Annotated in this window: 22 protein-coding genes and 1 tRNA gene; 14 read left to right on the top strand and 9 right to left on the bottom strand. The window is 73.2% G+C overall.

Translation table 11 applies throughout. From position 1 onward, the window contains the following. The first annotated feature begins 19 nt into the window (after positions 1 to 19). The 7 genes from RF647_RS01220 to RF647_RS01190 all read left to right on the top strand — a co-directional run bounded on the left by RF647_RS01220 (position 20) and on the right by RF647_RS01190 (position 7,740). Positions 20 to 694 carry a hypothetical protein gene (locus RF647_RS01220; protein ID WP_368810147.1) on the top strand — a complete coding sequence of 225 codons (675 nt, stop codon included), beginning with the start codon at positions 20 to 22 and terminating at the stop codon, positions 692 to 694. A 126-nt stretch (positions 695 to 820) separates the two neighbouring features. Next, entirely contained in the window at positions 821 to 1,381 is a 561-nt protein-coding gene (locus RF647_RS01215; RefSeq protein WP_368810146.1) for a copper resistance protein CopC, read from the top strand. Between the two features lie 147 nt (positions 1,382 to 1,528). Further along, a complete protein-coding gene (locus tag RF647_RS01210) occupies positions 1,529 to 1,765 on the top strand; it encodes a hypothetical protein (protein ID WP_368810145.1) in 237 nt (78 codons plus the stop codon). Further along, positions 1,762 to 2,244, top strand: a complete 483-nt coding sequence (locus tag RF647_RS01205; RefSeq protein WP_368810144.1) for a copper chaperone PCu(A)C — start codon at positions 1,762 to 1,764, stop codon at positions 2,242 to 2,244. Before RF647_RS01210 ends, RF647_RS01205 begins: the two co-directional genes overlap by 4 nt. Continuing rightward, complete coding sequence (locus RF647_RS01200) at positions 2,237 to 3,508, top strand: Dyp-type peroxidase (protein WP_368810143.1); 1,272 nt, start codon at positions 2,237 to 2,239, stop codon at positions 3,506 to 3,508. Before RF647_RS01205 ends, RF647_RS01200 begins: the two co-directional genes overlap by 8 nt. 107 nt (positions 3,509 to 3,615) lie before the next feature. After that, positions 3,616 to 5,772 (top strand): cytochrome c oxidase assembly protein, encoded by a 2,157-nt coding sequence (locus RF647_RS01195; protein ID WP_368810142.1) that lies wholly within the window; start codon positions 3,616 to 3,618, stop codon positions 5,770 to 5,772. A 75-nt stretch (positions 5,773 to 5,847) separates the two neighbouring features. Then, the gene (locus RF647_RS01190) at positions 5,848 to 7,740 is read left to right on the top strand and encodes an NHL domain-containing thioredoxin family protein (protein WP_368810141.1); all 1,893 of its coding nucleotides are present in this window, start codon (positions 5,848 to 5,850) and stop codon (positions 7,738 to 7,740) included. Between the two features lie 84 nt (positions 7,741 to 7,824). Here RF647_RS01190 and RF647_RS01185 read toward each other — a convergent pair whose 3' ends face one another. Further along, on the bottom strand, positions 7,825 to 8,808 hold the full coding sequence (locus tag RF647_RS01185) for a hypothetical protein (protein ID WP_368810140.1): 984 nt from the start codon (positions 8,806 to 8,808) through the stop codon (positions 7,825 to 7,827). Between the two features lie 151 nt (positions 8,809 to 8,959). Between RF647_RS01185 and RF647_RS01180 the strand changes: the two genes are divergently transcribed. Beyond that, on the top strand, positions 8,960 to 9,610 hold the full coding sequence (locus RF647_RS01180) for a hypothetical protein (protein WP_368810139.1): 651 nt from the start codon (positions 8,960 to 8,962) through the stop codon (positions 9,608 to 9,610). A gap of 130 nt (positions 9,611 to 9,740) precedes the next feature. Here RF647_RS01180 and RF647_RS01175 read toward each other — a convergent pair whose 3' ends face one another. From RF647_RS01175 to RF647_RS01145, 7 genes are all read right to left on the bottom strand, one after another. Continuing rightward, entirely contained in the window at positions 9,741 to 11,000 is a 1,260-nt protein-coding gene (locus tag RF647_RS01175) for an ABC transporter ATP-binding protein (protein WP_133409144.1), read from the bottom strand. A gap of 51 nt (positions 11,001 to 11,051) precedes the next feature. Further along, positions 11,052 to 11,885: a carbohydrate ABC transporter permease gene (locus RF647_RS01170; RefSeq protein WP_368810138.1), complete on the bottom strand. Its 834-nt coding sequence runs from the start codon at positions 11,883 to 11,885 to the stop codon at positions 11,052 to 11,054. A gap of 3 nt (positions 11,886 to 11,888) precedes the next feature. Continuing rightward, positions 11,889 to 12,788, bottom strand: a complete 900-nt coding sequence (locus RF647_RS01165) for a carbohydrate ABC transporter permease (protein ID WP_109268261.1) — start codon at positions 12,786 to 12,788, stop codon at positions 11,889 to 11,891. Between the two features lie 89 nt (positions 12,789 to 12,877). Further along, entirely contained in the window at positions 12,878 to 14,200 is a 1,323-nt protein-coding gene (locus tag RF647_RS01160; RefSeq protein ID WP_368810137.1) for an extracellular solute-binding protein, read from the bottom strand. A gap of 271 nt (positions 14,201 to 14,471) precedes the next feature. Then, positions 14,472 to 15,398, bottom strand: coding sequence for an AEC family transporter (locus RF647_RS01155; RefSeq protein WP_368810136.1), 927 nt, complete (start codon positions 15,396 to 15,398; stop codon positions 14,472 to 14,474). Between the two features lie 92 nt (positions 15,399 to 15,490). Beyond that, positions 15,491 to 15,937 carry an aspartate 1-decarboxylase gene (panD, locus tag RF647_RS01150; protein ID WP_368810135.1) on the bottom strand — a complete coding sequence of 149 codons (447 nt, stop codon included), beginning with the start codon at positions 15,935 to 15,937 and terminating at the stop codon, positions 15,491 to 15,493. 164 nt (positions 15,938 to 16,101) lie between these two features. Beyond that, positions 16,102 to 16,172: transfer RNA gene (locus RF647_RS01145), tRNA-Gly, on the bottom strand. A 133-nt stretch (positions 16,173 to 16,305) separates the two neighbouring features. Between RF647_RS01145 and dcd the strand changes: the two genes are divergently transcribed. Continuing rightward, entirely contained in the window at positions 16,306 to 16,881 is a 576-nt protein-coding gene (dcd, locus tag RF647_RS01140; protein ID WP_017832625.1) for a dCTP deaminase, read from the top strand. Between the two features lie 79 nt (positions 16,882 to 16,960). Here dcd and RF647_RS01135 read toward each other — a convergent pair whose 3' ends face one another. Continuing rightward, complete coding sequence (locus tag RF647_RS01135; protein ID WP_368810134.1) at positions 16,961 to 18,304, bottom strand: MFS transporter; 1,344 nt, start codon at positions 18,302 to 18,304, stop codon at positions 16,961 to 16,963. A gap of 265 nt (positions 18,305 to 18,569) precedes the next feature. Here RF647_RS01135 and RF647_RS01130 point away from each other — a divergent pair, with 265 nt between their 5' ends. The 5 genes from RF647_RS01130 to RF647_RS01110 are packed head-to-tail and all read left to right on the top strand — an operon-like array spanning position 18,570 to position 24,781. Continuing rightward, positions 18,570 to 21,668 carry a Na+/H+ antiporter subunit A gene (locus tag RF647_RS01130; protein ID WP_368810133.1) on the top strand — a complete coding sequence of 1,033 codons (3,099 nt, stop codon included), beginning with the start codon at positions 18,570 to 18,572 and terminating at the stop codon, positions 21,666 to 21,668. Further along, positions 21,665 to 22,159: a Na(+)/H(+) antiporter subunit C gene (locus RF647_RS01125; RefSeq protein WP_368810132.1), complete on the top strand. Its 495-nt coding sequence runs from the start codon at positions 21,665 to 21,667 to the stop codon at positions 22,157 to 22,159. Before RF647_RS01130 ends, RF647_RS01125 begins: the two co-directional genes overlap by 4 nt. After that, positions 22,156 to 23,796 (top strand): Na+/H+ antiporter subunit D, encoded by a 1,641-nt coding sequence (locus RF647_RS01120; protein ID WP_133409151.1) that lies wholly within the window; start codon positions 22,156 to 22,158, stop codon positions 23,794 to 23,796. Before RF647_RS01125 ends, RF647_RS01120 begins: the two co-directional genes overlap by 4 nt. Continuing rightward, positions 23,793 to 24,512, top strand: a complete 720-nt coding sequence (locus tag RF647_RS01115) for a Na+/H+ antiporter subunit E (protein WP_368810131.1) — start codon at positions 23,793 to 23,795, stop codon at positions 24,510 to 24,512. Before RF647_RS01120 ends, RF647_RS01115 begins: the two co-directional genes overlap by 4 nt. Further along, complete coding sequence (locus RF647_RS01110; protein ID WP_368810130.1) at positions 24,509 to 24,781, top strand: monovalent cation/H+ antiporter complex subunit F; 273 nt, start codon at positions 24,509 to 24,511, stop codon at positions 24,779 to 24,781. The genes RF647_RS01115 and RF647_RS01110 overlap by 4 nt, the downstream gene beginning before the upstream one ends. Position 24,782 lies beyond the last annotated feature (1 nt).

Here is a 24,782-nt window from a genome sequence, read left to right as displayed (position 1 = left end):
TCCAGACGGGAGGTGCGGCGTGAGCCCACGTGCACGGCGCCTCGCCCGCGGCTGGGCCGGAGCGGCCATCGCCACCTCCGCCGCCGCGATCTCCCACGCGGCCGCCGGCGGGCAGGCCCCGCCCGTCGTGCTCGTGCTCCTCTCGCTGGCGGTGTCCGGGCCGCTGTGCATGGCCCTGGCCGGCCGGGTGCTCTCGCGGTCGTCCCTGCTGCTGGGCGTGCTGCTCAGCCAGTCCGTCCTGCACGCCCTGTTCGCGGCCTCCGGCGGTGCCGGCACGGTGGCCCACGCCGCCCATCCCTCCCTGCACCACGCCGCGCAGCACGGCGCCACTGGGGGTGCGCCCGGCCCCGCCCTCGTGCTGGACGTCCAGGCCCACGCCGAGCACGGCGGGACCGCCATGCTCGTCTCCCACGTGCTCGCCGCACTGGCCTCCTACGTGCTCATGCGCCACGGCGAGGTCGCTGCCGTGGTCCTCCTGGAGGCGCTGCGGCTGCGCGTGCGCCGCCGGCGGCAGGTGCTGCCGGCCCCCGTGGTCGTCGGCCGCCCGCGCGCCGTGCGGGCTGGGCGCCCGCACGTGCTGACCGACCAGACGCTGCTGCGTCCCGTGCGCTCCCACCGCGGGCCGCCGCGCGCCCGCCGTCGACCCCTGCTGCCGGTCCTCCTCCCGGGACCCGCCACGCTGCCCGCCGGCTGAGCCGGACGGCCGCGGGGCGCCGCCCGGGCCACCGACCTCGGCAGGACGTCCGACGGCCCGTGCCCGCCGCCCGGCCCTCCCGGCCCGGCGGCCCCGCCCACCGCCGCCCGGCCCCGAGGAGACCCCATGCCCACGTCCACCACCCGCCGCACCGCCGCCCTGCTGGCAGCCGGAGCCCTCACCCTCCTGCCCCTGCTGCCCGCCGCCGCGCACGACGAGCTGACCGCCGTCACACCGGAGCCCGACTCCGTCCTGACCACCGCGCCGGAGGAGCTCGAGCTCACCTTCTCCGGCGAAATCATGGACATCGGCCACCAGATCCTGGTCACCGACTCCGAGGGACGCTCCGTGACGGAGGGCCCGCTCGAGCCCGAGGGGAACACGGTCGTCCAGCCCCTGACCGCGGCCGGCGCGGAGGACGAGACCTACCGCGTGGTCTGGCGCGTGGTCTCCGGCGACGGGCACCCCATCGAGGGCACGTTCAGCTACGACGTCGGCTCCGGCGGCGAGCCCTCGGCGGACCCGAGCGCCGCGGTGGAGGACGCCGCCGCGAGCGCCCAGGACGCCGCGGACCGCGCCTCGTCCGGGGACGTCCCGCTCTGGCTCGTCGCGGTCGCCGGCGGGGCCGTGGCTCTCGCCGTGCTCGGCGTGGTGAGCCTCGTCTCGAGCCGGCGCCGCAAGGGCTGAGCTCCCGGGGTCCGCCCCGCTCCCGCACCGTCCGCACCCGCAGGCCGCCGCCCGCCGGGCGCCGCCGCGACCCCGGAGGCTGCCGCCGCCCACCCTTCTGCGCGTGCCCGCGCCGCGCACCCTCGTCACCGACTCCCAGGAGCACCCGTGCCCACTTCCCTGTCCACCTCTCTGCCCGCCGCGCTGCTGCGCACCAGCACCGTCCTCGCCCCCGGCGCCCTCGCGCTCACGGGCTGCGCGTCCTCCGCCCAGGAGGCGGCACCGTCCACCGCGTCCATCTCCGCCTCCGGCGCCCCCTCCCGCACGACGCCGGGGGCGCCGCCGCGCACGAACCGCTCACCGTGGAGCAGCCCTGGGCGAAGGCGGCCTCCGGTGGAGGCATGACCGGGGTGTTCGGCACCCTCGTCAACGAGGGCGACGCCCCGGTCGTGCTCACCGGCGCGTCCGCCGAGGGCGTCGCCGGGGCGGTCGAGCTGCACGAGACCGTGCTCGACCCCGAGACCGGCAGCACGGTCATGCAGCGGATGCAGGACCCGGTCGGCATCGCGCCGGGGGAGTCCTACGCCCTCGAGCCCGGGGCGGACCACCTCATGCTCCTGGACCTGCGCTGCGGCCTCCGTGCCGGGGACGACCTCGAGCTCGTCCTGCGCTTCGAGGACGGGACCCAGCAGACGGTCACGGCGGCCGTCCGCGACTACGCGGGCGCCCAGGAGGAGTACGCCCCGGGCCACGGCGGGGACGAGGACGCCGGCGAGGACGACCACGCGGGCGACGGCGGGGGGCACGCCGGGGGTCACGCGAGCGGGACGAGGTCGCCCTCCGGGGCCACGTCGGCGGCGGAACTGCCGGGCTGCCGTGGGTGAGGCCCGCGGCCTGGACCGGCGGCGCCTGCTCGTGGCGGGCGGCGGCGCCGGCGTCGGCGCCGTCTCCGCCCTGGGCCTGGAGTCGGCCCGCCGCGCCGGGGCCCCCCCCGCCGCGGCCCCGCAGGACACCACCCGGGCGGCACCGCAGGGGCGCGGGCAGGCCGTCGAGCCCTTCCACGGCGCCCGTCGGGCCGGGGTGGCGACCGCGCCGCAGGCGTTCGCCGCCTTCGTGGCGCTGGACCTGAGCCGGGACACCACCCGGGACGCGGTGCGGCGCCTGCTGGGGGTGCTCTCCGAGGACGCCGCCGCCCTGACCCAGGGCCGGGCGCCGGTCGCCGACCAGGAGCCGTGGCTCGCCGAGCACCCCGCGCGGCTCACGGTCACCCTCGGCTTCGGGCGGCGGCTGCTCGGACTGGTCGCCCCGGACCGCACGCCGGCCTGGCTGCGGCCCCTGCCCCCGTTCTCGATCGACCGGCTCGAGGAGCGGTGGAGCGACGGCGACCTGCTGCTGCAGATCTGCGCCGACGACCGCCTCGCGGTCTCGCACGCCCAGCGGGTGCTGCTCAAGGCCGCCCGCTCCTTCGCCGCCGTGCGCTGGGTGCAGGACGGCTTCCGGCACACCGTGGGCTCCGTCCCGGACGGGCAGAGCATGCGCAACCTCTTCGGCCAGGTGGACGGCACCGTCAACCCCCGGGGCGGCAGCGAGGAGTACGAGCGGGTGGTCCACGGCCGGGACGGCTTCGCGCCGTGGGTCCCGGACGGCACGGCCCTGGTCGTCCGCCGGATCGCCATGAACCTGGACACCTGGGACGAGGCGGACACGCCGGCGCGGGAGGACGCCGTGGGGCGGCGCCTGCGCAACGGCGCCCCGTTGACGGGCGGCGCCGAGCACGACGAGCCGGACCTCGCCGCGCGGGGGCCGCTGGGCTTCCCCGTCATCGCGGACTACGCCCACGTGCGCCGCTCGCGCTCGGAGGACCCCCTCGAGCGGATCCACCGGCGGGTCTACAACTACGACCTGCCCATGGCGGGCGCCTCGGGCACCCGGGGCCGGGGCGCGACCACCGGAGGGGTCAGCGACGCGGGGATGGTCTTCGCGGCGTACTGCGCGGACGTCGACCGCCAGTTCGTCCCGATCCAGCGCCGGCTCGACGAGCTCGACATGCTCAACGCCTGGACCACCCCGGTCGGGTCCGCGGTCTTCGCCGTGCCCCCCGGCTGCGCCGAGGGAGGGTTCGTGGGCGCCGTGCTCTTCCAGGGCTGAGGACCGCCCGTGTGGGATCCGGCACACGCGCACGGGCCGGTGCGCTCGGGGAGGGACAATGGAGACGGGCCGCCCCGTCGTCGTGGGGCGGATGAAGGAGACTGACCATGAGTTCGAGGACGGCCGAGCGCGCCGACCACGGCACCGCAGCCCGGCCGGGCGACCGGGGGATCGACCCCTGGTGGCTCGCGGCCGTGCCCCTCGTGGCCCTCGCGGCGCTCATCGCGGCGATGCTGGGGACCGGCTCCGGCGCGGCCCGGCTCGCCGCCGACCCCGGGGCGCTGGTCCGCTGGGGGCTGCCCGCCGCGGAGCTCGTGCACAACGGCGCGCTGGTGGTGGTCATGGGTGCCCTGCTGTTCGCGGTGGGCGTCGTGCCGACCACTCCCGACGGGCGCCGCCGGGGCGCCCGGGACCGCGCCGCGGCCCCCGAGCACCCGCTGTTCCGCCGCACCCTGCGCCTCGCCGAGGCCGCGGCCGTGGTCTGGACCGTAGCCGCCGTGGCCGTGCTCGTCCTGTCCTACTCCGACGTCGCGGGCGTGCCCGTGGGCGGGGACGGGGCCTACACCCAGCAGCTGCTGCACTACACCACGGACATCCCCACCGGGCAGGCCCAGGCGGCGATCGTCGTGGTGGCGGCCGTCGTGACCACCCTGGTCTTCGGCATCCGGGCGATGCTCGGGCTGCTGCTCACCCTGGCCCTGTCCTGCGCGGCCCTCGTCGCCATGGCCCTCAACGGGCACTCCGCCGGCGGCAACGACCACATGGGCGCCGTCAACTCCCTGGGCCTGCACCTGCTGGGCGCGGGGCTGTGGACGGGAGGGCTCGTGGTGCTCGCCTGGCTCTCCCCGCAGCTGAGCGCCCCGGACGCCGGCACCGGCAGGCTGCCCGAGGGCGCCGCCCGGGGCCGTCCGCCCGCCGGTCCGCGGCGGCGGGTGCCGCTCGCGGCCGTGGTCCTGCGCCGCTTCTCCGCGGTCGCCCTCGGCGCCTTCCTCCTCGTCCTGCTCTCAGGGACGGTCAACGCGGCCGTGCGCATCGGCTCCTGGGAGCAGCTCTTCAGCGGCTACGGGTGGCTCGTGCTGGTCAAGTTCGTCCTCACGCTGGGCCTCGGCCTGGCGGGCCTCGCGCACCGCCGGTGGCTGGTGCCCGCGCTCGAGGCCGGCCGGCTCACGGCCCGCCACGCCGTGTGGCAGCTCGTGCTCGGGGAGCTGCTCGTGATGGGCGCCGTCATGGGCGTCGCCGTGGCCCTGTCCCGGACCGCCCCGCCGGTGCCCGAGGAGATCGCCCCGGACGCCTCCCCGGCGCTGATCCTTACCTGGTACGAGCTGCCGCCCGAGCCCACCGCGGCCTCGTGGTTCACCACGTGGCGCGTCGACTGGCTGTGGCTCGCGGTCTGCGTGTTCCTCGCGGTCGTCTACCTGTGGGCGTTCGCGCGGGTGCGCCGGCGTCGGGACTCCTGGTCCGTGCTGCGCACCCTCTCGTGGCTCACCGGGGTCGGGGTGCTGTTCTTCATCACCTCGGGCGGGTTCGCCGTCTACGGCCGGGTCCTGTTCTCGGCGCACATGGTCGAGCACATGGCACTGACCATGGTCGTGCCGATCTTCCTGGTCCTGGGTGCACCGGTCACCCTGCTGCTCAAGGCCCTGGAGTCCCGCCCGGACGGCACCCGCGGGCCCCGGGAGTGGATCCTGCGGCTCGTGCACTCCGGGTTCGGCAGGGTCGTGACGCACCCGATCTTCGCGGCCGTGAACTTCGCCGGCTCCATCGTGGTCTTCTACTTCACCCCGCTGTTCCACTTCACCCTGCACTACCACGTGGGCCACGTGCTCATGGTCGTGCACTTCCTGATCACCGGGTACCTGTTCATGCTGGTGCTGATCGGCACGGACCCCGTCCCGTACCGCCCCGGCCATATGATGCGCCTGGTCCTGCTGCTGGCCACGATGGTCTACCACGCCTTCGTGGGGGTCGCCCTCATGGGCTCCGACACCCTGCTGCAGGCCTCCTGGTTCGGCAACACCGGCCGGGACTGGGGCCGCACCGCGATCGAGGACCAGCAGCTCGGCGGGGCCCTCATGTGGGGGATCGGCGAGTTCCCCACCGTCGTCGTCGCCGTCGTCGTCGCGATCATGTGGGCGATCGAGGGCACCAAGGAGAACCGCCGTGCGGACCGCAAGGCCGACCGCACGGACGACGCCGAGCTCAAGGCCTACAACGAGATGATGGCCGGGCTCGCCGAGCGCGACGACCGCGCCGCCCGGCCCTGAGCCCCGCCGCCCGTCCTGCCGCCCGTCCCGCCCCGGTCCAACCCGTCCTGCTCCGCCCCGAAAGGATCCCCCTCCATGCGCCTCACCTCCCGCGTCCGCGCCTCCGAGCTGCAGGGCCGTGCCTGGCTCAACACCGGAGGCAGGGACCTCGACCTCGCCGCGCTGCGCGGCAAGGTCGTGGTCCTGGACTTCTGGTCCTTCTGCTGCATCAACTGCCTGCACGTGCTCGACGAGCTGCGCCCCCTCGAGGAGCGCTTCTCCGACGTCCTCGTCACGGTGGGCGTGCACTCCCCGAAGTTCGAGCACGAGGCCGACCCGGACGCGCTCGCGGCCGCCGTGGACCGCTACGAGGTCCACCACCCCGTGCTCGACGACCCCGAGCTGACCACCTGGGACGCCTACACGGCCCGCGCGTGGCCCACGCTCGTGGTGGTGGACCCGGAGGGCTACATCGTGGCGCACCTCTCGGGGGAGGGCCACGTGCAGGGCCTCGTCACCCTCGTGGAGGAGCTCGTGGCCGAGCACGAGGCCCGGGGCACCCTGCACCGCGGCGACGGGCCGTACGTGCCCCGGCCGGCGCCCGAGGGGGATCTCCGCTTCCCGGGCAAGGTGCTGCCGCTGCCGGACGGCTCGTTCCTGGTCTCCGACACGGGCCACCACCGCCTGGTCCAGCTCGACAACGACCTCGAGACCGTCCGCCGGGTGATCGGCGCGGGCAAGGGCCACGCGGACGGCGACCCGGGGACCGCGCGCTTCACCGAGCCCCAGGGGCTCACGCTGCTGCCCGAGGAGGTGCGCGCGGCCGCCGGCTACGACGTGGTCGTGGCGGACTCCGTCAACCACCGGCTCCGGGGCGTGGACCTCGCCACGGGGCAGGTGCGCACGGTGGCCGGCAGCGGGGTGCAGCGGCTGCTCGACGAGGAGCGCGCGCGGGGGGCGGAGCCGAACCACATCGACCCCGAGGCCGACCCGCTGGAGGTGGCGCTGTCCTCCCCGTGGGACGTCGTGTGGTCCGCGCGGGCCGACCGGCTCGTGGTGGCCATGGCGGGCACCCACCAGCTGTTCTCGTTCGACCCCCGGACCGGCAGGCTCGCCGTGCTCGCGGGCACGGGGGACGAGGGGCTCAAGGACGGGTCCGGCGCCGAGGCGTGGTTCGCGCAGTCCTCGGGCCTCGCGGAGGACCACGAGGGCAACGTGTGGATCGCCGACTCGGAGACCTCCGCCCTGCGCGTGCTCCGGTTCGACGACGACGGGGCCGTCGCGGTCGAGACCGCCGTGGGCGAGGGGCTGTTCGACTTCGGCTTCCGCGACGGCGACGCCGGTGGGGCCCGCCTGCAGCACTGCCTCGGCGTGGCCCAGCTGCCCGACGGGTCGGTGGCCGTGGCGGACACCTACAACGGCGCCGTGCGCCACTACGACCCCCGGACCCGGCAGGTGGCCACGCTGGCCCGCGGTCTGGCCGAGCCCTCCGACGTGCTGCTGGACGTCTCGGGGGAGGAGCCGCTGCTCGTCGTCGTCGAGGCCAACGCCCACCGCCTGGTGCGCGTGCCGATCCCCGCCGCCGCCCAGCGCGTCGACGAGGGGGCGTCGCGGACCCAGCGGGCCCGCACCAGGCTCGCCCCGGGCGCGCTCGCGGTGGAGGTGCGCTTCGCGGCGCCGACCGGGCAGAAGCTCGACGACCGGTGGGGGGACCCGACGCAGCTGAAGATCTCGTCCTCCCCGGAGGAGGCGCTGGCCGAGGGCGCCGGCACGGCCCAGGGCCTGCGCCGGCAGCTCGTGCTGGCGGACGGCGTCACCGAGGGCGTCCTGCACATCACCGCGCGCGCCGCGGCGTGCGACGGCGAGCCGGGCGGGGAGATCCCCGACCACGCGGCCTGCCACCTCTACCAGCAGGACTGGGGCATCCCCTTCGTGCTGGACGCCGAGGGCGAGAGCGAGCTGGTCCTGGACCTGCGCGGCGTCAACTGAGCGGTCCCGGTCGAGCGTCGCGCCGGGCGGTGTCCCGGGGGATGACCCGGGGATGTCTCCGCGGGGTGTCCCCGCGCGGCGGGCTCAGCCGCGCGGGTCGACCCGCACCGTCGAGCCGTCGATGTCGAGGTCGGCGGCGACCTCGAACGGCACGGTGCGCTCGAGCCGTTCGATGTCCCCGGTGAACAGGTCGAGGGAGTCGAAGGCGATCCGCGCGGTGCCCTGCGCGGGCTCCAGGGCCCAGCCCCGGCCGCCCTCGGCGCCCACGACGATCTCCGGGTCCGGATAGGACTCGATCGTCCACTCCACGTCCCCCGAGACCCGGCCGTCGAACTCGAAGGAGAACGGGCAGCCGGACGGGAAGAGGCTGCCCTGCCCGGCGCAGCCGTCCAGGTGCTCCTTCAGCTGCCGGTCCACCTCCCGCTCGAGGGCCTCGGTCGGCCGGGCCTCCAGGACGATCTCCGCCTGCTGGCCCGGGTCGGTCAGCACGGTGCGCACCGGGTCGGCCGCCACGAGCTCGGACGTGTACGAGGCCGTGTAGGCGCCCGGGAAGAAGGCGGAGAACTCCGCGGAGGACTCCGGCAGGGCCACGGACATGCCGTTCACGTCGACCGAGGTGGCCCCCGGCAGACTGACCGTCACCGTGGGCAGGGGGGTCTCGTCGAACGCCCACACCGTGAAGAAGCCCCACTGGGTGTCCACGGGGTGGAGGGCGAACTCGGAGCTGTGCGGCTCGCCGTCGAGGGTGTAGTCCGCGCGGACCACGGCCCGCTCGCCGTCCTCCGAGACGGTGGAGACCTCCAGGTCCTCGAGGTCCTCGGCCGCGGCCTCGAGCGGGTCCCCGTCCAGCATCGCCGCGTTGGCCTCCGGGACGCGGGCGTTGAGCAGCCCCAGGGCCTCGCCGCCGTCCCCGTCCCGCAGGTCCTCGACGTAGGCCCGCACGTCCGTCTCCGGGCCGTACATGTACTTGTTGACCAGGGCGATGGTGACGGCGGCGGCCGCCACCCCGAGCAGCACGAGGAACAGCCAGGCCCCGAGGGCTTTCAGCACGCGGACGTTGGACTCCATCCGATCACGCTAGCCGATCGCCCCCCGGCCTGTGCGTGCACCGGGCCGGGCGGGGCCCGTCCAGGGGGCGCGGTCCGCCCCAGGACGGGTACGCTACGTGCCGCACCCCTTCCCCCGCCCGATCCCGTCCCCCGTCTGGAGCTGACTCCCCATGGCCGACTCCGTCCGCCAGGTCCCCGAGAAGTACGGACCCGTCCGCGCCGTGCTGCGTCCCCGGCTGGGCTCCTACGGCCGGCGCCTGCTCTCCTGCCTGGGCCCGCTGCTGGTGGTCGTGGTGCTCGTGCTGTTCCTCTGGGCGCGGCGGCCGGCCCCCGGCGTGGCGGTGGTGGTGCTCGCGCTCGTGCTCCTCGCCGCCGCCGCGTGCTGGGTCCGGCTGCGTCCGGTGCTGGTCGTCCGCACGGACAGCCACGTCCTGCGCTCCCGCACCGTGGGCTTCGCCGCGACGCCGCTCGCGGAGGTGGAGCACGTCGTCACGGTCGGGGCCCTGCACCGGGCGGCCGGCGCCCCGCGGTCGGCCGCCCGTCCCCACCTGTGGGCGGCGGGCCGCTCGGGCCGCCGGGTCCTGGGCCTCGACGGCGCGGTGTGGGACGCCCGCGCCCTCGAGGACGTCGCCGTGGCGCTGGGGGCGCCCCGCACCCACCTCGAGCGCGCGACGGCACGGGAGGCCGCCGCCCGCTGGCCCCGGCTCGTGCCCTGGGGGCTCCGGCACCCGCGGCTGCGCTCGGCCGCGTCCTCCGCGGGCCTGGTCGCCGTCCTCGTCCTCGTGGGGTGGTTCTCGCTCGGCCTGCCGGGCACCGGCTGAGTTCCTGGGCTCGCCGGCACCTGCCGCGCCCCTGTGCTCCCGGGCCCCTGCCGCGCCCCGGACGCGCGGGAGCCCGCCGCCCCGGCAGCGGGCGGCGGGCTCCTCGGGCACCGTGCGGAGCGCCTCGTGCTCAGCCGGCGGCGGCCAGCTCCTGGCGGGCCCGCTCGATCTCGGCCTTGCGCTCCTCGACGGCCTCGCGGGTCAGCTCGGCGCCGGCCTCCTCGTCCCGGGTCAGGTTCGCGCCGGTCTCGGGGTCGAAGACGTGCATCCGGCGGGTGTCGACCCAGATCCTGCCCTTCGTCCCCCCGCGGATGCGGGAGGTGGCGTCCAGGGAGACGACGATCTGCGGGTGCATCTCGTCCCCGTCCAGCTCCTGCGCCAGCTCGTCGAGCTTCGCCTTGACCGAGTCGTCCTGCCGGTAGTTGATGTAGCCGTACTGCTCGTTGCCCATCCACTCCGTGTGGGTGAACTCGGTGTCGAAGACGGTGCCCCGGGAGGCGATCGCCTCGTCCACGAACTTGGCGTCGTTGAAGTGCTCGGGGCGCAGGCCGAGCAGCACGATTGACCCGTCCGCAGGCAGCTTCCCGGCGGCCTTCTCGGGGACCGGGATCTCGCCCAGCGGGGTGTCGAACACGCTGCCCTTCACGTGCGCCGGGAGGAAGTTCATCGACGGGGAGCCGATGAACCCCGCCACGAACAGGTTCGCCGGCTGCTCGTAGAGCTCACGGGGCGAGGCGATCTGCTGCAGGATGCCCTTCTTGAGCACCGCCACGCGGTCGCCGAGGGTCATGGCCTCAGTCTGGTCGTGGGTCACGTAGACCGAGGTGATGCCCATCCGGCGCTGGAGCTGGGCGATCTCGGTGCGCATCTGGCCGCGCAGCTTCGCGTCCAGGTTGGACAGGGGCTCGTCGAACAGGAACGCGTCGGCGTCCCGCACGATCGCCCGACCCATCGCCACGCGCTGGCGCTGACCACCGGAGAGGTTGGCCGGCTTGCGCTCGAGGTGGTCGTCGAGGTCTAGGGTCGACGACGCCGCGCGCACCTTGCGGTCGATCTCCTCGTCGGAGAACTTGCCCTTGGACAGCCGCAGCGGGAACGCGATGTTCTCGTACACGGTCAGGTGCGGGTAGAGCGCGTAGTTCTGGAACACCATGGACAGGTTGCGCTCGCGGGGCTCCTTCTCGTTGACCCGCTGGCCGTTGATCAGGAGGTCCCCGGAGGTGATGTCCTCGAGGCCCACGATCATCCGCAGCAGCGTGGACTTGCCGCAGCCGGAGGGCCCCACGAGGATGAGGAACTCGCCGTCGGCGATGTCGATCGACACGTCGTTGACGGCCGGGAAGCCGTCGCCGTACTTCTTGACGAGGTGGTTGAGGGTGATGGATGCCATCTGGGACTCAGTCCTTCGTTCGGTTCGGAAGATGCGGGAGGCGGCGCGGGCTCAGCCCTTGACCGCGCCCTGGGTGAGGCCGGAGACGATCTGGCGCTGGAACAGCAGCACCAGCAGCACCACCGGGATGGTGACGACGATGGCCGCCGCGGAGATCGCGCCCGCCGGGTCCTCGAACTGCGAGGCGCCGGTGAAGAACGCGAGCGCCGCCGGGACGGGCCGGGCCGCCTCGGTGGAGGTGAGGCCGATGCCGTAGACGAAGTCGTTCCACGCGATGAAGAACGCGATGATCGCCGTGGTGAAGACGCCGGGCAGGGCCAGCGGCACGATGACCTTGCGGAACGCCTGCCACGTGGTGGCGCCGTCCACCTGGGCCGCCCGCTCGAGGTCCCACGGGATCTGCTGGAAGAACGCGGTCAGCGTCCAGATGGAGATCGGCAGGGTGAGCGAGAGGTAGGGGATGATCAGGCCGGGCCAGGTGTCGTACAGCCCGATCTGGCGCCACAGGTTGAACAGCGGGGTCACGATCGAGACCACGGGGAACATGGACACCGCCAGGGCGACCGTCAGGATCATCTTCTTGCCCGGGAAGTCCAGCCGGGCGATCGCGTAGGCGCAGAGCGTGGCGAGCACCACGGCCACGGCCGTGGCGATCAGGCAGATGCCGATCGAGTTGATCAGGGAGGGCACGAACAGTTCGCGGGCCTGCCCCACGAAGATCGAGGAGTAGTTCTCCCCGACCCACTGCGTGGGCAGGAACTTCCCGGAGGTCAGGTCCGCGGGCGTCTTAAAGGACGTCATGAGGATCGAGGCGACGGGGAATAGGGCGTAGAGGAGGACCAGGACCGTGACGACGCCCCATCCGACCTTCTGCTTGGTGGTCATGGGTTACCTTCCCTTCCCGGCGCCGGCGAGGTCGACCTTGAACACCTTGATGGCGACGAAGGCGATCAGCAGCACGCAGACGAACAGGATCACGGAGATCGCGGAGCCGAGCCCGATCTCCAGTCGGCCGATGGAGGTGCGGTAGGCGAGCAGGGACAGGGTCTCCGTGCCGTACTGCCCCTGGGTCATGATGAAGATGTTGTCGAAGATGCGGAACGCGTCCAGGGCGCGGAACACCACGGCCACCATGATCGCGGCCTTCATGTTGGGCAGGACCACCCGGGACATCCGCTGCCACCACGTGGCGCCGTCGACCCGCGCCGCCTCGGTGTACTCGCTCGGCACCTGGGCCAGGCCGGCGAGCAGCAAAAGCGAGATGAACGGCGTGGTCTTCCAGATCTCGGAGGCCATGATCACGAACAGGGCCGGCCACTGGGACGCGAACCAGTTGAAGTCCGGGCCGATGCCCGGGACCCAGGAGAACCAGTTGTTGATGTAGCCGGTCGTGATGTCGAACGCGTAGAACCAGGCGAACGCGGAGACCACGGTGATGATGCCGTAGGGCACCAGGATCGCGGTGCGCAGCAGACCCTTGGTGTTGCGGATCGCGTTGTTCATCACGAGCGCCAGGGCGAAGCCGAGGACGAGCTCCACGACCACGGTGACGATCGTGATGAGCACCGTGATCCACAGGTCCCGCCAGAACACCCCGTCGGTGAGGACCGTGGCGTAGTTGCCGAGGAAGACGAACTCCTTCTCCCCGGGGGCGGTGAGCCGGAACGAGAAGAAGGAGTCCCACAGCGCCTGCAGGATCGGGTACATCGTGACCAGCAGCATCACGATGAACGCCGGACCGGCGAGCATCCAGCCGAGCTTGCGCTCCGACCGGGCCCGGTCGGACATCAGCGGCTTCGCGCTGCGGCGGCCGGTCACGGGGGCCGGGGAGACCTCCCGGGGCCCGGTGCCGGGGGCGTTGGGGTTGACGACGGTGCTCATAGCAGCCGCTCTCCTCTCAGGACGGACTCGATGAACTCGGCGGTGAGCCGGGGCGTGTCCTCGGTGACGGACGCCGGCGGGGTCCACTCCTGCTGGATGGCGGTGGAGACCTCGTTGTAGAACGGCGTCTGCGGGCGCGGGGCCGCGTTGTCCAGGGACTCACGGATCGTGGCGTACATCGGGTAGGCCTCCCGGACCTCCGGGTCCTCGTAGGCGGCCTCGGACGCCGCCGGGTTGCCGTTGCTCACGAAGTAGTAGGCCTGGTTCTCGGGCTGGACGATGCACTCGACCGCCTCCCACGCCAGCTCCTGGTGCTCGGACGTGGCGCCCACGCCGAGGTTGATCCCGCCCAGCGGGGGAGCGGAGGGCTCGTCCGGGTCCACCCGCGGCCACAGGGCCCAGCCGATGTCCTCGTACACGGACTGGTCGACCGTCCCGCCCTCCACGGCGGCGGCGGTCGCCGCGTAGATGAAGGGCCAGTTGACCATGAAGGAGCCGTCGTCGGACTGGAACTGGATCATCGAGGCGTTCTCGTCGGCGGTCGGCAGGCCGGGGCCGCCGAGCCCGTCCTGGCCGATGGTCCCGACGATCTCGGCCGCCTTCCGGCCGGCGTCGGAGTCCAGGCCGATCGAGATCTCGTCGGAGGGGGCCTCCGGGTTCTCCACGATCGAGCCTCCCGCGGACGCCACGAGGGCGTTCACCCACACGGTCATCGACTCGGCCGACGTGCCCTGCACCCCGAGGTACTTGTCCTGCTCCCGCGCGGCGTCCATGATCTGGTCCCAGGTCACCGGCTCGTCCATGTTCAGACCGGCGGCCTCCGCCACGGACTCCCGGTACCACAGCAGCTGGGTGTTGGCCCAGAACGGCACCGAGACCAGCTCGTCCTTCCACTTCGCGCCCTCCAGGGGCCCCGCCAGGACGTCCTGGGTCGTGGCCTCCTCCACGTCCCCCGGCACGGGGGACAGGAAGCCCGGCTCGGCCAGTTCGGGGATGAAGGGCGGGTCCAGGCTCATGATGTCCATCGAGCTGTCCCCGGCGGCCAGGCGCCGGGCGAGCTGCTCACGCTGCGACGCGGCGTCGCGCGGGAGCAGCGAGGTCTCGATGTTGTACCGGCCTCCGGACTCCTCGGAGCACTGCTGCGCGAGCTCCGCCTGACCGCCGGCGTCGGGGTTGATGTACCAGGTCAGGGTGGGGGTGGCGCCGGCGTCGGCGTCACCGCACCCCGTCATGAGCAGGGCGCCCACGGCACCGAGGGCCGCGGCGGCGCTGAGCCGCCGCCTGCCCGGTGCTCTGTGGGGGTGTGAGGTGGTGGTCAACGGTCGTTCCTCCCCTTCGGCGATGTGGCGGTCCGCGAGGGGCGTCGAGGGGGTCCTGTGGGACCCGGTCGGCGGCGGGTGCTGCCGGTCGACCACCCCTGCACGGAGCTTTCAGTCTATGAGTGCGCTACCTCACAGACCAGTAACCTGACGGTCTGCATCGGTGTGCCGCCGTGGGCCCGGGCGTGTCCCGGTGCGCCCGGCTGTTTCCGCCCGGAACGGCGCCGGTTGCGGCCCCGCGCCGCGAGGTTCTGGGGCGCGGCGGAGCGGCTCAGGAGAGCAGCAGGGCCACGACCGCCATGGTCAGCATGGCGACCACCGTGGTGACCAGCACGGTGTCCCGGCACAGCTGCTCCGCCCGGCCGTAGCGCACGGCCGCCACGTAGATGTTCTGGGCGGTCGGCAGCGCCGCCATCACCACCACGGCGTAGAGGGCGTGGCCGTCCAGGCCCAGCACGAACCGTGCGAACAGGAACGCCAGCGCCGGGTGGAGCAGCAGCTTGAGCGTGCTGGCCAGCACCACGTCCCGGCGCGGCCCGGCACCCCGCCGCAGCGGGGAGGCGCCCACCAGGGAGATGCCGAAGGCCATCAGCATCGCCGGGATGGAGGCCCCCGCCACCAGCTCCACGGGCTCGTGCACCACCTCCGGCAGCCTCCACCCGGTGACGGCGAAGAGGATCCCCAGCCCGGAGCCCACGATCATCGGGTTGGTGACCACGTTGCCCAGGACGCTGCCGAGGCTGGGACGGCGGCCGTCGGTGAGGGTGTCCATGACGGTCAGGTAGACGGGTGTGTTGAGCGCCAGCTGGAACAGGATGACGGGGACCACCTGGGACGCGTCCCCGAGCACGAAGACGGCGATCGGGATGCCGAGGTTGGCCGAGTTCACCTGGGAGGCGGCCTGGGCGCCCATCAGGGTGGTGGCCGCGTCCCGGCGCAGCACCCACCGGGCGATCCCGGCGTAGACGAGGGTGGTGGCCACGGCGGACACGGCGGCCACCAGCAGCGGCGCGGAGAGGATCTGGGCGATGTCCGCCTCGGAGATGGTGAGGAACAGCAGCGGCGGGCTGGCCACGTAGAAGGCGAACTTGCTCAGCACGAGCTGCCCCTGGGGGCCCAGCACGCCCCGCCGGCCCACGGCGTAGCCGGTCAGGATGACGGCCCAGACGATGAAGAACCCCGAGAACACTCCGGTCACGGGACCCTCCCTCGCGCTGCTGCGGGTCCGCGTCCGCGGGCCCCTACAGTTCTATCCCATCACCGGCCCGTCCGCGGTCGGGCCGGGGCGGGTCACGCGGCGGGCAGGTCGGCGCGGGCGGCGCTCAGCGTCCGGGAGTGGGGCGGGCGGGCGACGCTGTCGAGCAGGGCCTCGGCGGGATCCGACCCGAGGTCGACGATCCGGTTGTCCGCGTCCACGTGGACCACGGACGGCACGTGGGCGCGGGCCTCGGCGTCGTCCATCTGCGCGTAGCTGATGAGGATGACGAGGTCCCCGGGGTGCACGAGGTGGGCGGCGGCCCCGTTGATCCCGACGACGCCGGAGCCGCGCTCGCCGGCGATCGTGTAGGTCTCCAGCCGGGCGCCGTTGGTGACGTCCACGATGGAGACGAGCTCGCCGGGGAGGATGTCGGCGGCGTCGAGGAGGTCCTGGTCGACGGTGACCGAGCCGACGTAGTGGAGGTCGGCCTGGGTCACGACGGCACGGTGGATCTTGGCCTTGAACATGGTGCGCAGCATGACGGGAGATGTGCTCCTCGTGAGCAGGGTGCGGGTGACGGGCGCAGGGCCCGGGCGGTCGCCCCGGTGCGGATGCGGGGAACGGGGCGCGGGGACATCCTACCGCGCGGCCCCGGGAGACGACGAACGCCCCGGCCGGGTGGGCTCGGGGCGTTCGGTGCGAGAGCGGCTGACGGGAATCGAACCCGCGTATCAGGCTTGGGAAGCGTGCGCTCTACCATTGAGCTACAGCCGCGCATCCGTGGTCCGTCCGGCGCGAGCACCGGACGAGGACAGCACATACTCTACACCACCCGCCGGGACGGGGGTGGGCACGGGGCGGCGGCGCAGCGCGGTCCGGCGCCCGGCCGTGCGATACCTTGGGGACCGTGCTGATCTCTGACCGCGACATCCGCCGGGAGCTCGACGGCGGCCGGGTCGTCCTCGAGCCCTACGACCCCGCCCTGATCCAGCCCGCCAGCATCGACGTGCGGCTGGACCGCTGGTTCCGGCTCTTCGACAACCACAAGTACGCGCACATCGACCCGTCCGTGGAGCAGCCGGAGCTCACCCGGCTCGTGGAGGTCGACCCCGAGGAGGCCTTCGTGCTCCACCCGGGGGAGTTCGTGCTCGGCTCCACCTACGAGAAGGTGACCCTCCCGGACGACATCGCCGCCCGTCTCGAGGGGAAGTCCTCGCTGGGGCGCCTGGGCCTGCTGACCCACTCCACGGCGGGGTTCATCGACCCGGGCTTCTCGGGGCACGTCACGCTCGAGCTGTCCAACATGGCCACGCTGCCGATCAAGCTGTGGCCGGGCTCCAAGGTGGGCCAGCTGTGCTTCTTCCGGCTCTCCTCGCCCACGGAGCACCCGTACGGCTCCGGCGCCTACGGCAACCGGTACCAGGGGCAGCGCGGACCCACGGCCTCGCGCAGCCACCTCGGGTTCTCCCGCACCCGCATCTGACCCGACACGCTCCGGCCGCACCCGGCGGTGTGCCGCCGCCCCGCGGCCCGTGAACCGGCGGGCCCACGAACGGGTGGGCTCACGAGCCGGCGGCGCCGTGGTGGGGGGCCGCCGCGGTCTTCGGGTCGCGCGCGCGCAGCAGCAGGAGCAGGCCGGCGCCGACCACCAGGAGGATCCCGAGGATCCCCCAGCGCTGCGCGCCGAGCACGGAGACGAACACCGCGAACAGGGTGGGCGCCAGGAAGCTCACGGCCCGGCCCGTGGTGGCGTAGAGACCGAACAGGGCGCCCTCCTCGCCGGTCCGCGTGAGCCGGCCGAGGAACGTGCGGGAGGCGGACTGCGCGGGGCCCACGAACAGGCACAGCAGCAGCCCGCAGACCCAGAACGCCGCCGTGCCCTCGAGGAACAGCAGCGGGGTCCCGGCCAGCAGGATGCCGACGAGCGATGCCACGATGACGCGCTTGGGCCCCACCCGGTCGTCGAGCCGGCCGCCCACGAGGGCGCCCGCCCCGGCCGCCACGTTGCCGACGATCGCGAAGACGATGACCTCGCTCAGGGTGAAGCCGAACGTGCCGGCCGCGATGACGCCGCCGAAGGTGAACACCGCGTTGAGCCCGTCCCGGAACACGGCGGAGGAGAGCAGGAACCACAGCGTCTGCGGGGCGTCCCGGTACAGCTCCCGCAGGGTCTGCCACAGCTGGCGGTAGGAGCGGGCCACGGACGGGCGCGGTCCCCGGCGGGTGGGGCGGATCTCGGGCACCACCAGCAGGACGGGGATCGAGAACAGCGCGATCCACAGTCCCGAGAACAGGGCCACGGCCCGCACGTTGAGGGCGTCCTCCTCGGGGATGCCGAGCAGGCCCGGGGTGATGAACCCGAACAGCACGATCGTCAGCGCCACGATCCCGCCGAAGTAGCCCATCGCCCAGCCCTGGCCGCTCACCCGCCCGATGTGCTCGCGGCCCGCGATCCCCGGCAGCATCGCGTTGTAGTTGACCACCGCGAACTCGTCGAAGACGTTGGCCAGCGCCAGCAGGCCCACCCCGAGGTAGAGGTACGGCTGGTCGGGGAGGACCAGGAAGCACAGGGCCGTCAGCAGCGCCGTGAGCATCGTGTTGATCCCGAGCCACAGCTTGCGCCGCCCCGCGCCGTCGCTGCGCTGGCCCACCACGGGGGCCAGCAGGGCCACCACGACGCCGGCGGCCCCGATCCCGTAGCCCAGGACCTCCGAGGCGTGGTCCTCCCCGCCGAAGGGGTCGCTCGTGAGATAGACGGTGAACACGAACGTGGTCATCACGGCGTTGAAGGCGGCGGATCCGGCGTCCCACAGGCTCCAGGCCCACACGTGCGAGCGGCGCGGCACGAACGCCGTCGCGGGGAGGGAGGGTGCGGGGGCGGGAGGGCCGGGGGGCGTGGCGTCCATGGCAGTCATGCTAGGCCCGCGGTGCCCGTCGCGGAGGGCGGCCTCGCCGGAGGGCAGCCCGGCAATCCGGGTTCCGCCCAGGAAATCGCCCGGGGACGTACAGGTGCTGTCAGGACATACGAGCGGGGGCGGCAACACCCCTTTGATAGGGTGGAACACCCGGGCGCGCCCCGGCCACCCCGTGCTCGCACAGGTCCTCCGTGCCCGCGTCCGGGCCCCTCGACGCCCGCCCGCCGATCTCTTCCCCGACCTCCGGAGGCGCCTGATGACCGCTGTGCTCCTGCTCCACGCAGTGGTGGCCGCGGTCGCGCCCCTGCTGTTCGCACGGATGGGACGCAGCGCCTTCTACCTCCTGGCGGTGGTCCCGTTCGCCGGCTTCCTGTGGCTGCTGGGCTCCGGCCCGCGGGTCTACGGTCCGGAGGGCGGCTGGACCGAGGGCGGCGAGTGGATCCCGTCCCTGGACCTGGACCTGGTGCTGCGCATGGACGCCCTCTCGTGGACGATGTCCCTGCTCGTGCTCGGCGTGGGCTCCCTGGTGCTGTTCTACTGCGCCCGCTACTTCAAGTCCGGCGCGAGCGGCATTGGCGGCTTCGGCGCGCAGCTGCTCGCCTTCGCGGGCGCCATGTTCGGCCTGGTGACCGCCGACGACATGCTGGTGCTGTTCGTCTTCTGGGAGATCACCACCGTCCTGTCGTTCCTGCTCATCAGCTACAGCCGGACCCGCCTGTCCGCCCGGCGCGCGGCGCTGCAGGCCCTCGTGCTCACCACCGCCGGCGGCCTGGCCATGCTGGTCGGCATCGTGATGCTGGGCCAGGCCGCGGGCACCTACCGGATCTCCGAGGTGCTCGCGGCGGCCCCCGAGCTGGCGCAGCGCGGGACCGTGGTGGACGTGGCGGTCCTCCTGCTCCTCGTCGGCGCCGTGACGAAGTCCGCGCTGATCCCGCTGCACTTCTGGCTGCCGGCCGCGATGGCCGCGCCCACCCCGGTGTCCGCGTACCTGCATGCCGCCGCGATGGTCAAGGCCGGCATCTACCTGGTGGCCCGCTTCGCCCCGGGCTTCGCCGAGACGGCGCTGTGGCAGCCGACCATCGCGGTGCTGGGGCTGGGCACCATGCTCTTCGGCGGCTGGGCGGCCCTGAAGCAGTACGACCTGAAGCTGCTCCTCGCCTACGGCACCGTCAGCCAGCTCGGCTTCCTCATGGTCATCGTGGGCCGCGGCTCGGCGGACACGGCGCAGGCGGGCATCACCATGCTCCTCGCGCACGGACTGTTCAAGGCGACGCTGTTCCTCGTGGTCGGGATCATCGACCACCGGGCGGGCACCCGGGACATCCGCCGCCTGTCGGGGCTCGCCGGCCGCGTGCCCGTCCTGTTCGCCGTCTCGCTCGTGGCCGCGGCGTCCATGGCCGGGCTGCCCCCGCTGGCCGGCTTCGTGGCCAAGGAGTCCGTGCTGACCGCGTTTGCCCACGACGTCGAGGGCGCGGCGGGGATCGTGGTGCTCGCGGGGCTCGTGGTCGGCTCCGTGCTGACCTTCGCCTACAGCGCTCGGTTCGTGTGGGGCGGGTTCGCCCACAAGTCCGCCGAGTTCTCCGAGCTCGACGCCGGGGTCGGCGGCAGGGCCGTGGTCAGCGACATGCAGCGGGTCGAGCCCGCGTTCCTCGCCGCGCCGCTCGTGCTCTCCGTGCTCACCGTGGTCCTCGGCCTGTGGCCCTCGCCCGTCAACGCCATGCTGCAGCCCTACGTCGAGCAGTTCCCGGCCGTGGAGCACGACTTCTACCTGGCCTTGTGGCACGGGTTCACCCCGGCCCTCGGGTTCTCCGCCCTCATCGTCGCGGGCGGGATCGTGCTCCACCTGTTCCGGCGCCATGTCGCGGACCTCCAGCGGGCCCTGCCGTCCCTGCCCCCGGGGGAGCTCGTCTACCGGCGGGTCGTCAACGTGCTGGACCTCGCCGCCGTGTGGATCACCGGCCGCACCCAGCGCGGTTCGCTGATGTTCTACCTCTCCGTCATCCTGATCACGGCCATCGTCGTGCCGCTCGTGGCGCTGATCGCGGAGGAGACCCCGCCCCTGGGGTCGCTGCGGGTCTCCGACGGCCCGGGCCAGCTGATCGCCGGCGCGGCCATGGTCGTCGCGGCCCTGCTGGTGCCCCTGGCCCGCAAGCGCTTCCTCGCGGTGCTGCTCGTATCGGTCACCGGCTACGGGCTGGCCCTCATCTTCGCCCTGCAGGGCGCGCCGGACCTCGCTCTGACCCAGACGCTCGTCGAGACCGTGCTGCTCGTGGCGTTCGTGCTCGCCCTGCGCTCGCTGCCCGCGCCCCTGTGGCACCGCAATCCGGCCGGGCGCCGGCTGCTGCGCGGCACCATCGCGGTGACCTTCGGGCTGTTCATGATGGCGCTCGCGGCGTTCAGCATCTCCTCCCGCACGGCCGACCCGATCTCCCTGGAGCTGCCCCGGATGGCCTACGAGCTCGGGGACGGACAGAACGTCGTCAACGTGATCCTCGTGGACATCCGTGCGTGGGACACGTTCGGGGAGATCTCGGTGCTCGTGCTCGCCGCCACCGGCGTGGCCTCCCTGATCTTCGTCACCGGGCGCGGGGACCGCATCGTCCGCTCCGGGGACGATCCCACCACCGACCAGCTGCGGGTGATCCGGCGGCGCAACGCCGCGGCCGTCTCGCCCGGCGGCGAGCCCCTGGACGTGGGCCTCGCGCGCCGGGACGACGACCTCGAGGACCCCTACCTGCTCGCCGGGAGGACGATGGCCCCCGAGCGGCGCTCGATCGTCTTCGAGGTGGTCACCCGGCTGCTGTTCCACACGTTCATGATGGTCTCGCTCTACCTGCTGATCGCCGGGCACAACGACCCCGGCGGAGGGTTCGCGGGCGGCCTCATGGCCGGCCTCGCCCTGACCGTGCGCTACCTCGCGGGCGGGCGCTACGAGCTGGAGCTGGCCACGCCGATCAACGCGGGCACGATGCTCGGGACGGGCCTGGCGCTCGCCGCGCTCTACGCCGTCACCCCGGTGTTCTTCGGCGGGTCGGTGATGCAGAGCTACACCTTCGAGGCCGAGCTGCCGCTCTTCGGTGCGGAGAAGTTCGTGACCGCCCTGATCTTCGACATCGCGGTCTACCTCATCGTGGTGGGGCTCATCCTGGACATCCTGCGCTCGCTCGGCGGCCGGATCGATCAGCGGATCGAGGAGGACGCCGTCCGCCGGCGGCGGCGCACCCCGGGGCGCGGCACGCGCATCCGCGTCACGCGGCAGCGGAAGGTGGCCGCCGGAGCGACCGCGGTCTCGTCCGCGACGTCGCCGACCCCGGCCCTCCGGACCGCCACCGACGGAGGGAACGAGCACCGATGACCGTGAACCTGACCCTGCTGGTCGTGATGGGCGTGCTCTACGCCGTGGGCGTGTACCTGCTGCTCGAGCGCTCGCTCACCCGCGTGCTGCTCGGGCTGATGCTGCTGACCAACGGCACGAACCTGCTGATCCTGCACGCCGGCGGGGCCGCCGGCTTCGCGCCCCTGTACGAGGGGTCGATCGCCGCGGAGGAATACAGCGACCCCCTGCCCCAGGCCCTCATCCTCACCGCCATCGTGATCTCCCTCGCGGTCACCGCGTTCCTCCTGGGCATGATCTACCGGTCCTGGGTCCTCGGGCGCCGGGACGAGATCCAGGACGATGTCGAGGACCGGCGCGTGGCGCGGCAGTCCTCCTACGACATGGAGGACGACGCCGACGTCCCCGCCGACACCACGGAGTTCGACGACGCCCCGCGGCCCCAGGACCCCGGTGAGTCCCTGGAGACCCCGGGTGTGCGCGGCGTCGACGAGTGGGGAGGGAAGCGGTGACCGTCAACTTCGCCCAGCTGGCCCCCCTGGCCGTCATCATCCCGTTCCTCGGTGCGGCCCTGAGCCTCCTGCTCCTGCGGCGCAACGCCCTCCAACGGACCGTGGCCATCGGCTCGCTCGTGCTCACCCTCGCGGTCGAGGCGCTCATCCTCGGGACCACGTGGAACCTCGGCCCGCAGGCCGTCCACCTCGGCGGCTGGGAGGCGCCCTGGGGCATCGTCATGGTCGTGGACCAGCTCTCGTCCCTGATGCTCGTGGTCTCCACGGTCGTCTCCCTCGCCGTGCTCGTCTACGCGAGCGGGCAGGGCGTGGCCGACGGCGACGAGGAGGGGCCGATCTCGATCTTCCACCCCTCCTTCCTGATCCTCGTGGCGGGGGTCTCGAACGCCTTCCTCGCCGGGGACCTGTTCAACCTCTACGTGGGCTTCGAGATCCTGCTGACCGCGTCCTACGTGCTCATGACGATGGGCGGGACCGTGCAGCGGATCCGCACCGGCGTGACCTACGTGGTGGTCTCGGTGATCTCCTCCGTCCTGTTCCTGATCACCATCGCGATGATCTACGCGGCCACGGGCACCATCAACATGGCCGACCTCTCGGTCAAGCTCGAGGGCCTGCCGGTGGGGACGCAGATGCAGCTGCACCTGATGCTGCTCATCGCGTTCGGCATCAAGGCCGCGGTCTTCCCGCTGTCCTTCTGGCTCCCGGACTCCTACCCGACCGCCTCCGCGCCCGTGACCGCCGTGTTCGCCGGCCTGCTGACCAAGGTGGGTGTGTACTCGATCATCCGCACCGAGACCGTGCTCTTCCCCGGGGAGCGGCTCGACGACCTCCTGATGTGGGTCGCGCTGCTCACCATGGTGGTCGGCATCCTGGGCGCGCTCGCGCAGATCGACATCAAGCGCATGCTGTCCTTCACCCTGATCAGCCACATCGGGTACATGATCTTCGGGGTGGCCGTGGGCACCCAGGAGGCGCTCTCCGCCACGGTCTACTACGTGGCCCACCACATCGTGATCCAGACGAGCCTGTTCCTCGTGGCCGGGCTGATCGAGCGCCGCGGCGGGTCCACCAACGTGGACCGGCTGGCCGGGATGGCCAAGATCTCGCCGCTGCTCGCGCTGCTCTACCTCGTGCCCGCGCTCAATCTCGGCGGCATCCCGCCGTTCTCCGGCTTCCTGGGCAAGACCGGTCTGCTGCAGGCCGGCGTCGACCAGGGCGACGGGCTGGCCTACGCCCTCGTCGCGGGCTCCGTGGCGGTGTCCCTCCTGACCCTGCTCGCCATGATCCGGGTGTGGAACCGTGTGTTCCTGCGCGCCCCGGAGGACGCGGAGTACCCGGACCCCATCCTGCTGGCCCCGGTGCCGGCCGGCTCCCGGTTCCTGCTGACCTCGGGCGCCGTCGACGACCAGGCGGGCCGGTTCGCGGGCAAGGGCGACGTGCGCCTGATGTCCCCCTCGATGCTCGGCGGCGCCTCGGCCCTCGTCGCCGTGGGGGTGGCCCTGACCGTGTTCGCCGGGCCGCTGTTCCAGCTCGCGGACAACGCCGCGGAGAACCTCGTCCACCCCGAGCGCTACGTCGAGGCCGTGCTGGACCCCGCGTCCGCGCCACGGCCCGTCGTGGAGGAGGCGCCGTGACCCGTCCCAAGAACTCCCTGCTCGTCGAGCTGCCGCTGCTGGTGTGGCTCGTGGTGGTGTGGGGCGCCCTCTGGGGCGACTTCGGCCCCGGCAACCTGCTGGTCGGGCTGGTCCTGGCCCTGCTCGTGACGTGGGTGCTGTACCTGCCGCCGGTGCAGCTGTCCGGCCGGTTCAACCCGTTCCAGTTCGCCCTCTTCGCCGTGACGTTCGTGTGGCAGGTCGCCAAGGCGAGCTTCGAGGTGATGCTCATCGCGATCCTCGTGGGGCCGCGCGCGCGCAACGCGGTGGTCGGTGTCCAGCTGCGCACGCGCTCCGACCTGCTCCTGACGGCCACCGGGCACACCATGACCCTGATCCCGGGCTCGCTCGTGGTGGAGGTGGACCGGGCCTCCGGCACGCTGTACTTCCACGCGCTCAACGTCCGCAGCGCCCAGGAGGCCGAGGACTTCCGCCGGTCCGCCCTGCAGGTGGAGGCCGCCTGGATCCGGATCATGGGCACCCCGGAGGAGCTCGCCGCCCTGCGGGCCGAGCGGGGCGGCGGACGGGCCTCCGGCACGGACCGGCGGGACAGTGCCGCGCTCAGCTCCCCGGTCACCGCGAGCCAGCAGATCGTGGGCCGCCGCCGGGACGAGGTGCCCACCGGATCCCCGGCGGACGCCCCGGGCGACGCCCCGGGATCCACCCCCACCGACGCCCCCCAGGAGGACCGCCCGTGATGCAGATCGCCGTGGCCGTCGCGGCCGTGCTGCTCAGCGCGGCCGCCGCGGGCACCCTCTACCGCCTCGCCAAGGGGCCCTCCCTGCTGGACCGCGTGGTGGCCACGGACGTGCTGCTGGCCATCGTCGCGGCCGCCCTCGCCGTGGACATGGCCTACCACGGCCACCTCAACAACCTGATCCTCATGGTGATCGTCTCGCTGGTCGGGTTCATCGGTGCCGTGACGGTGGCGCGCTTCGCCACCCAGACCGCCGAGCACGGGCGGTGAG

It is taken from the genome of Kocuria sp. CPCC 205263, from assembly GCF_040981075.1.
Taxonomy (GTDB): Bacteria; Actinomycetota; Actinomycetes; order Actinomycetales; family Micrococcaceae; genus Kocuria; species Kocuria rosea.
This window is presented reverse-complemented; position numbering and strand designations above follow the sequence as displayed.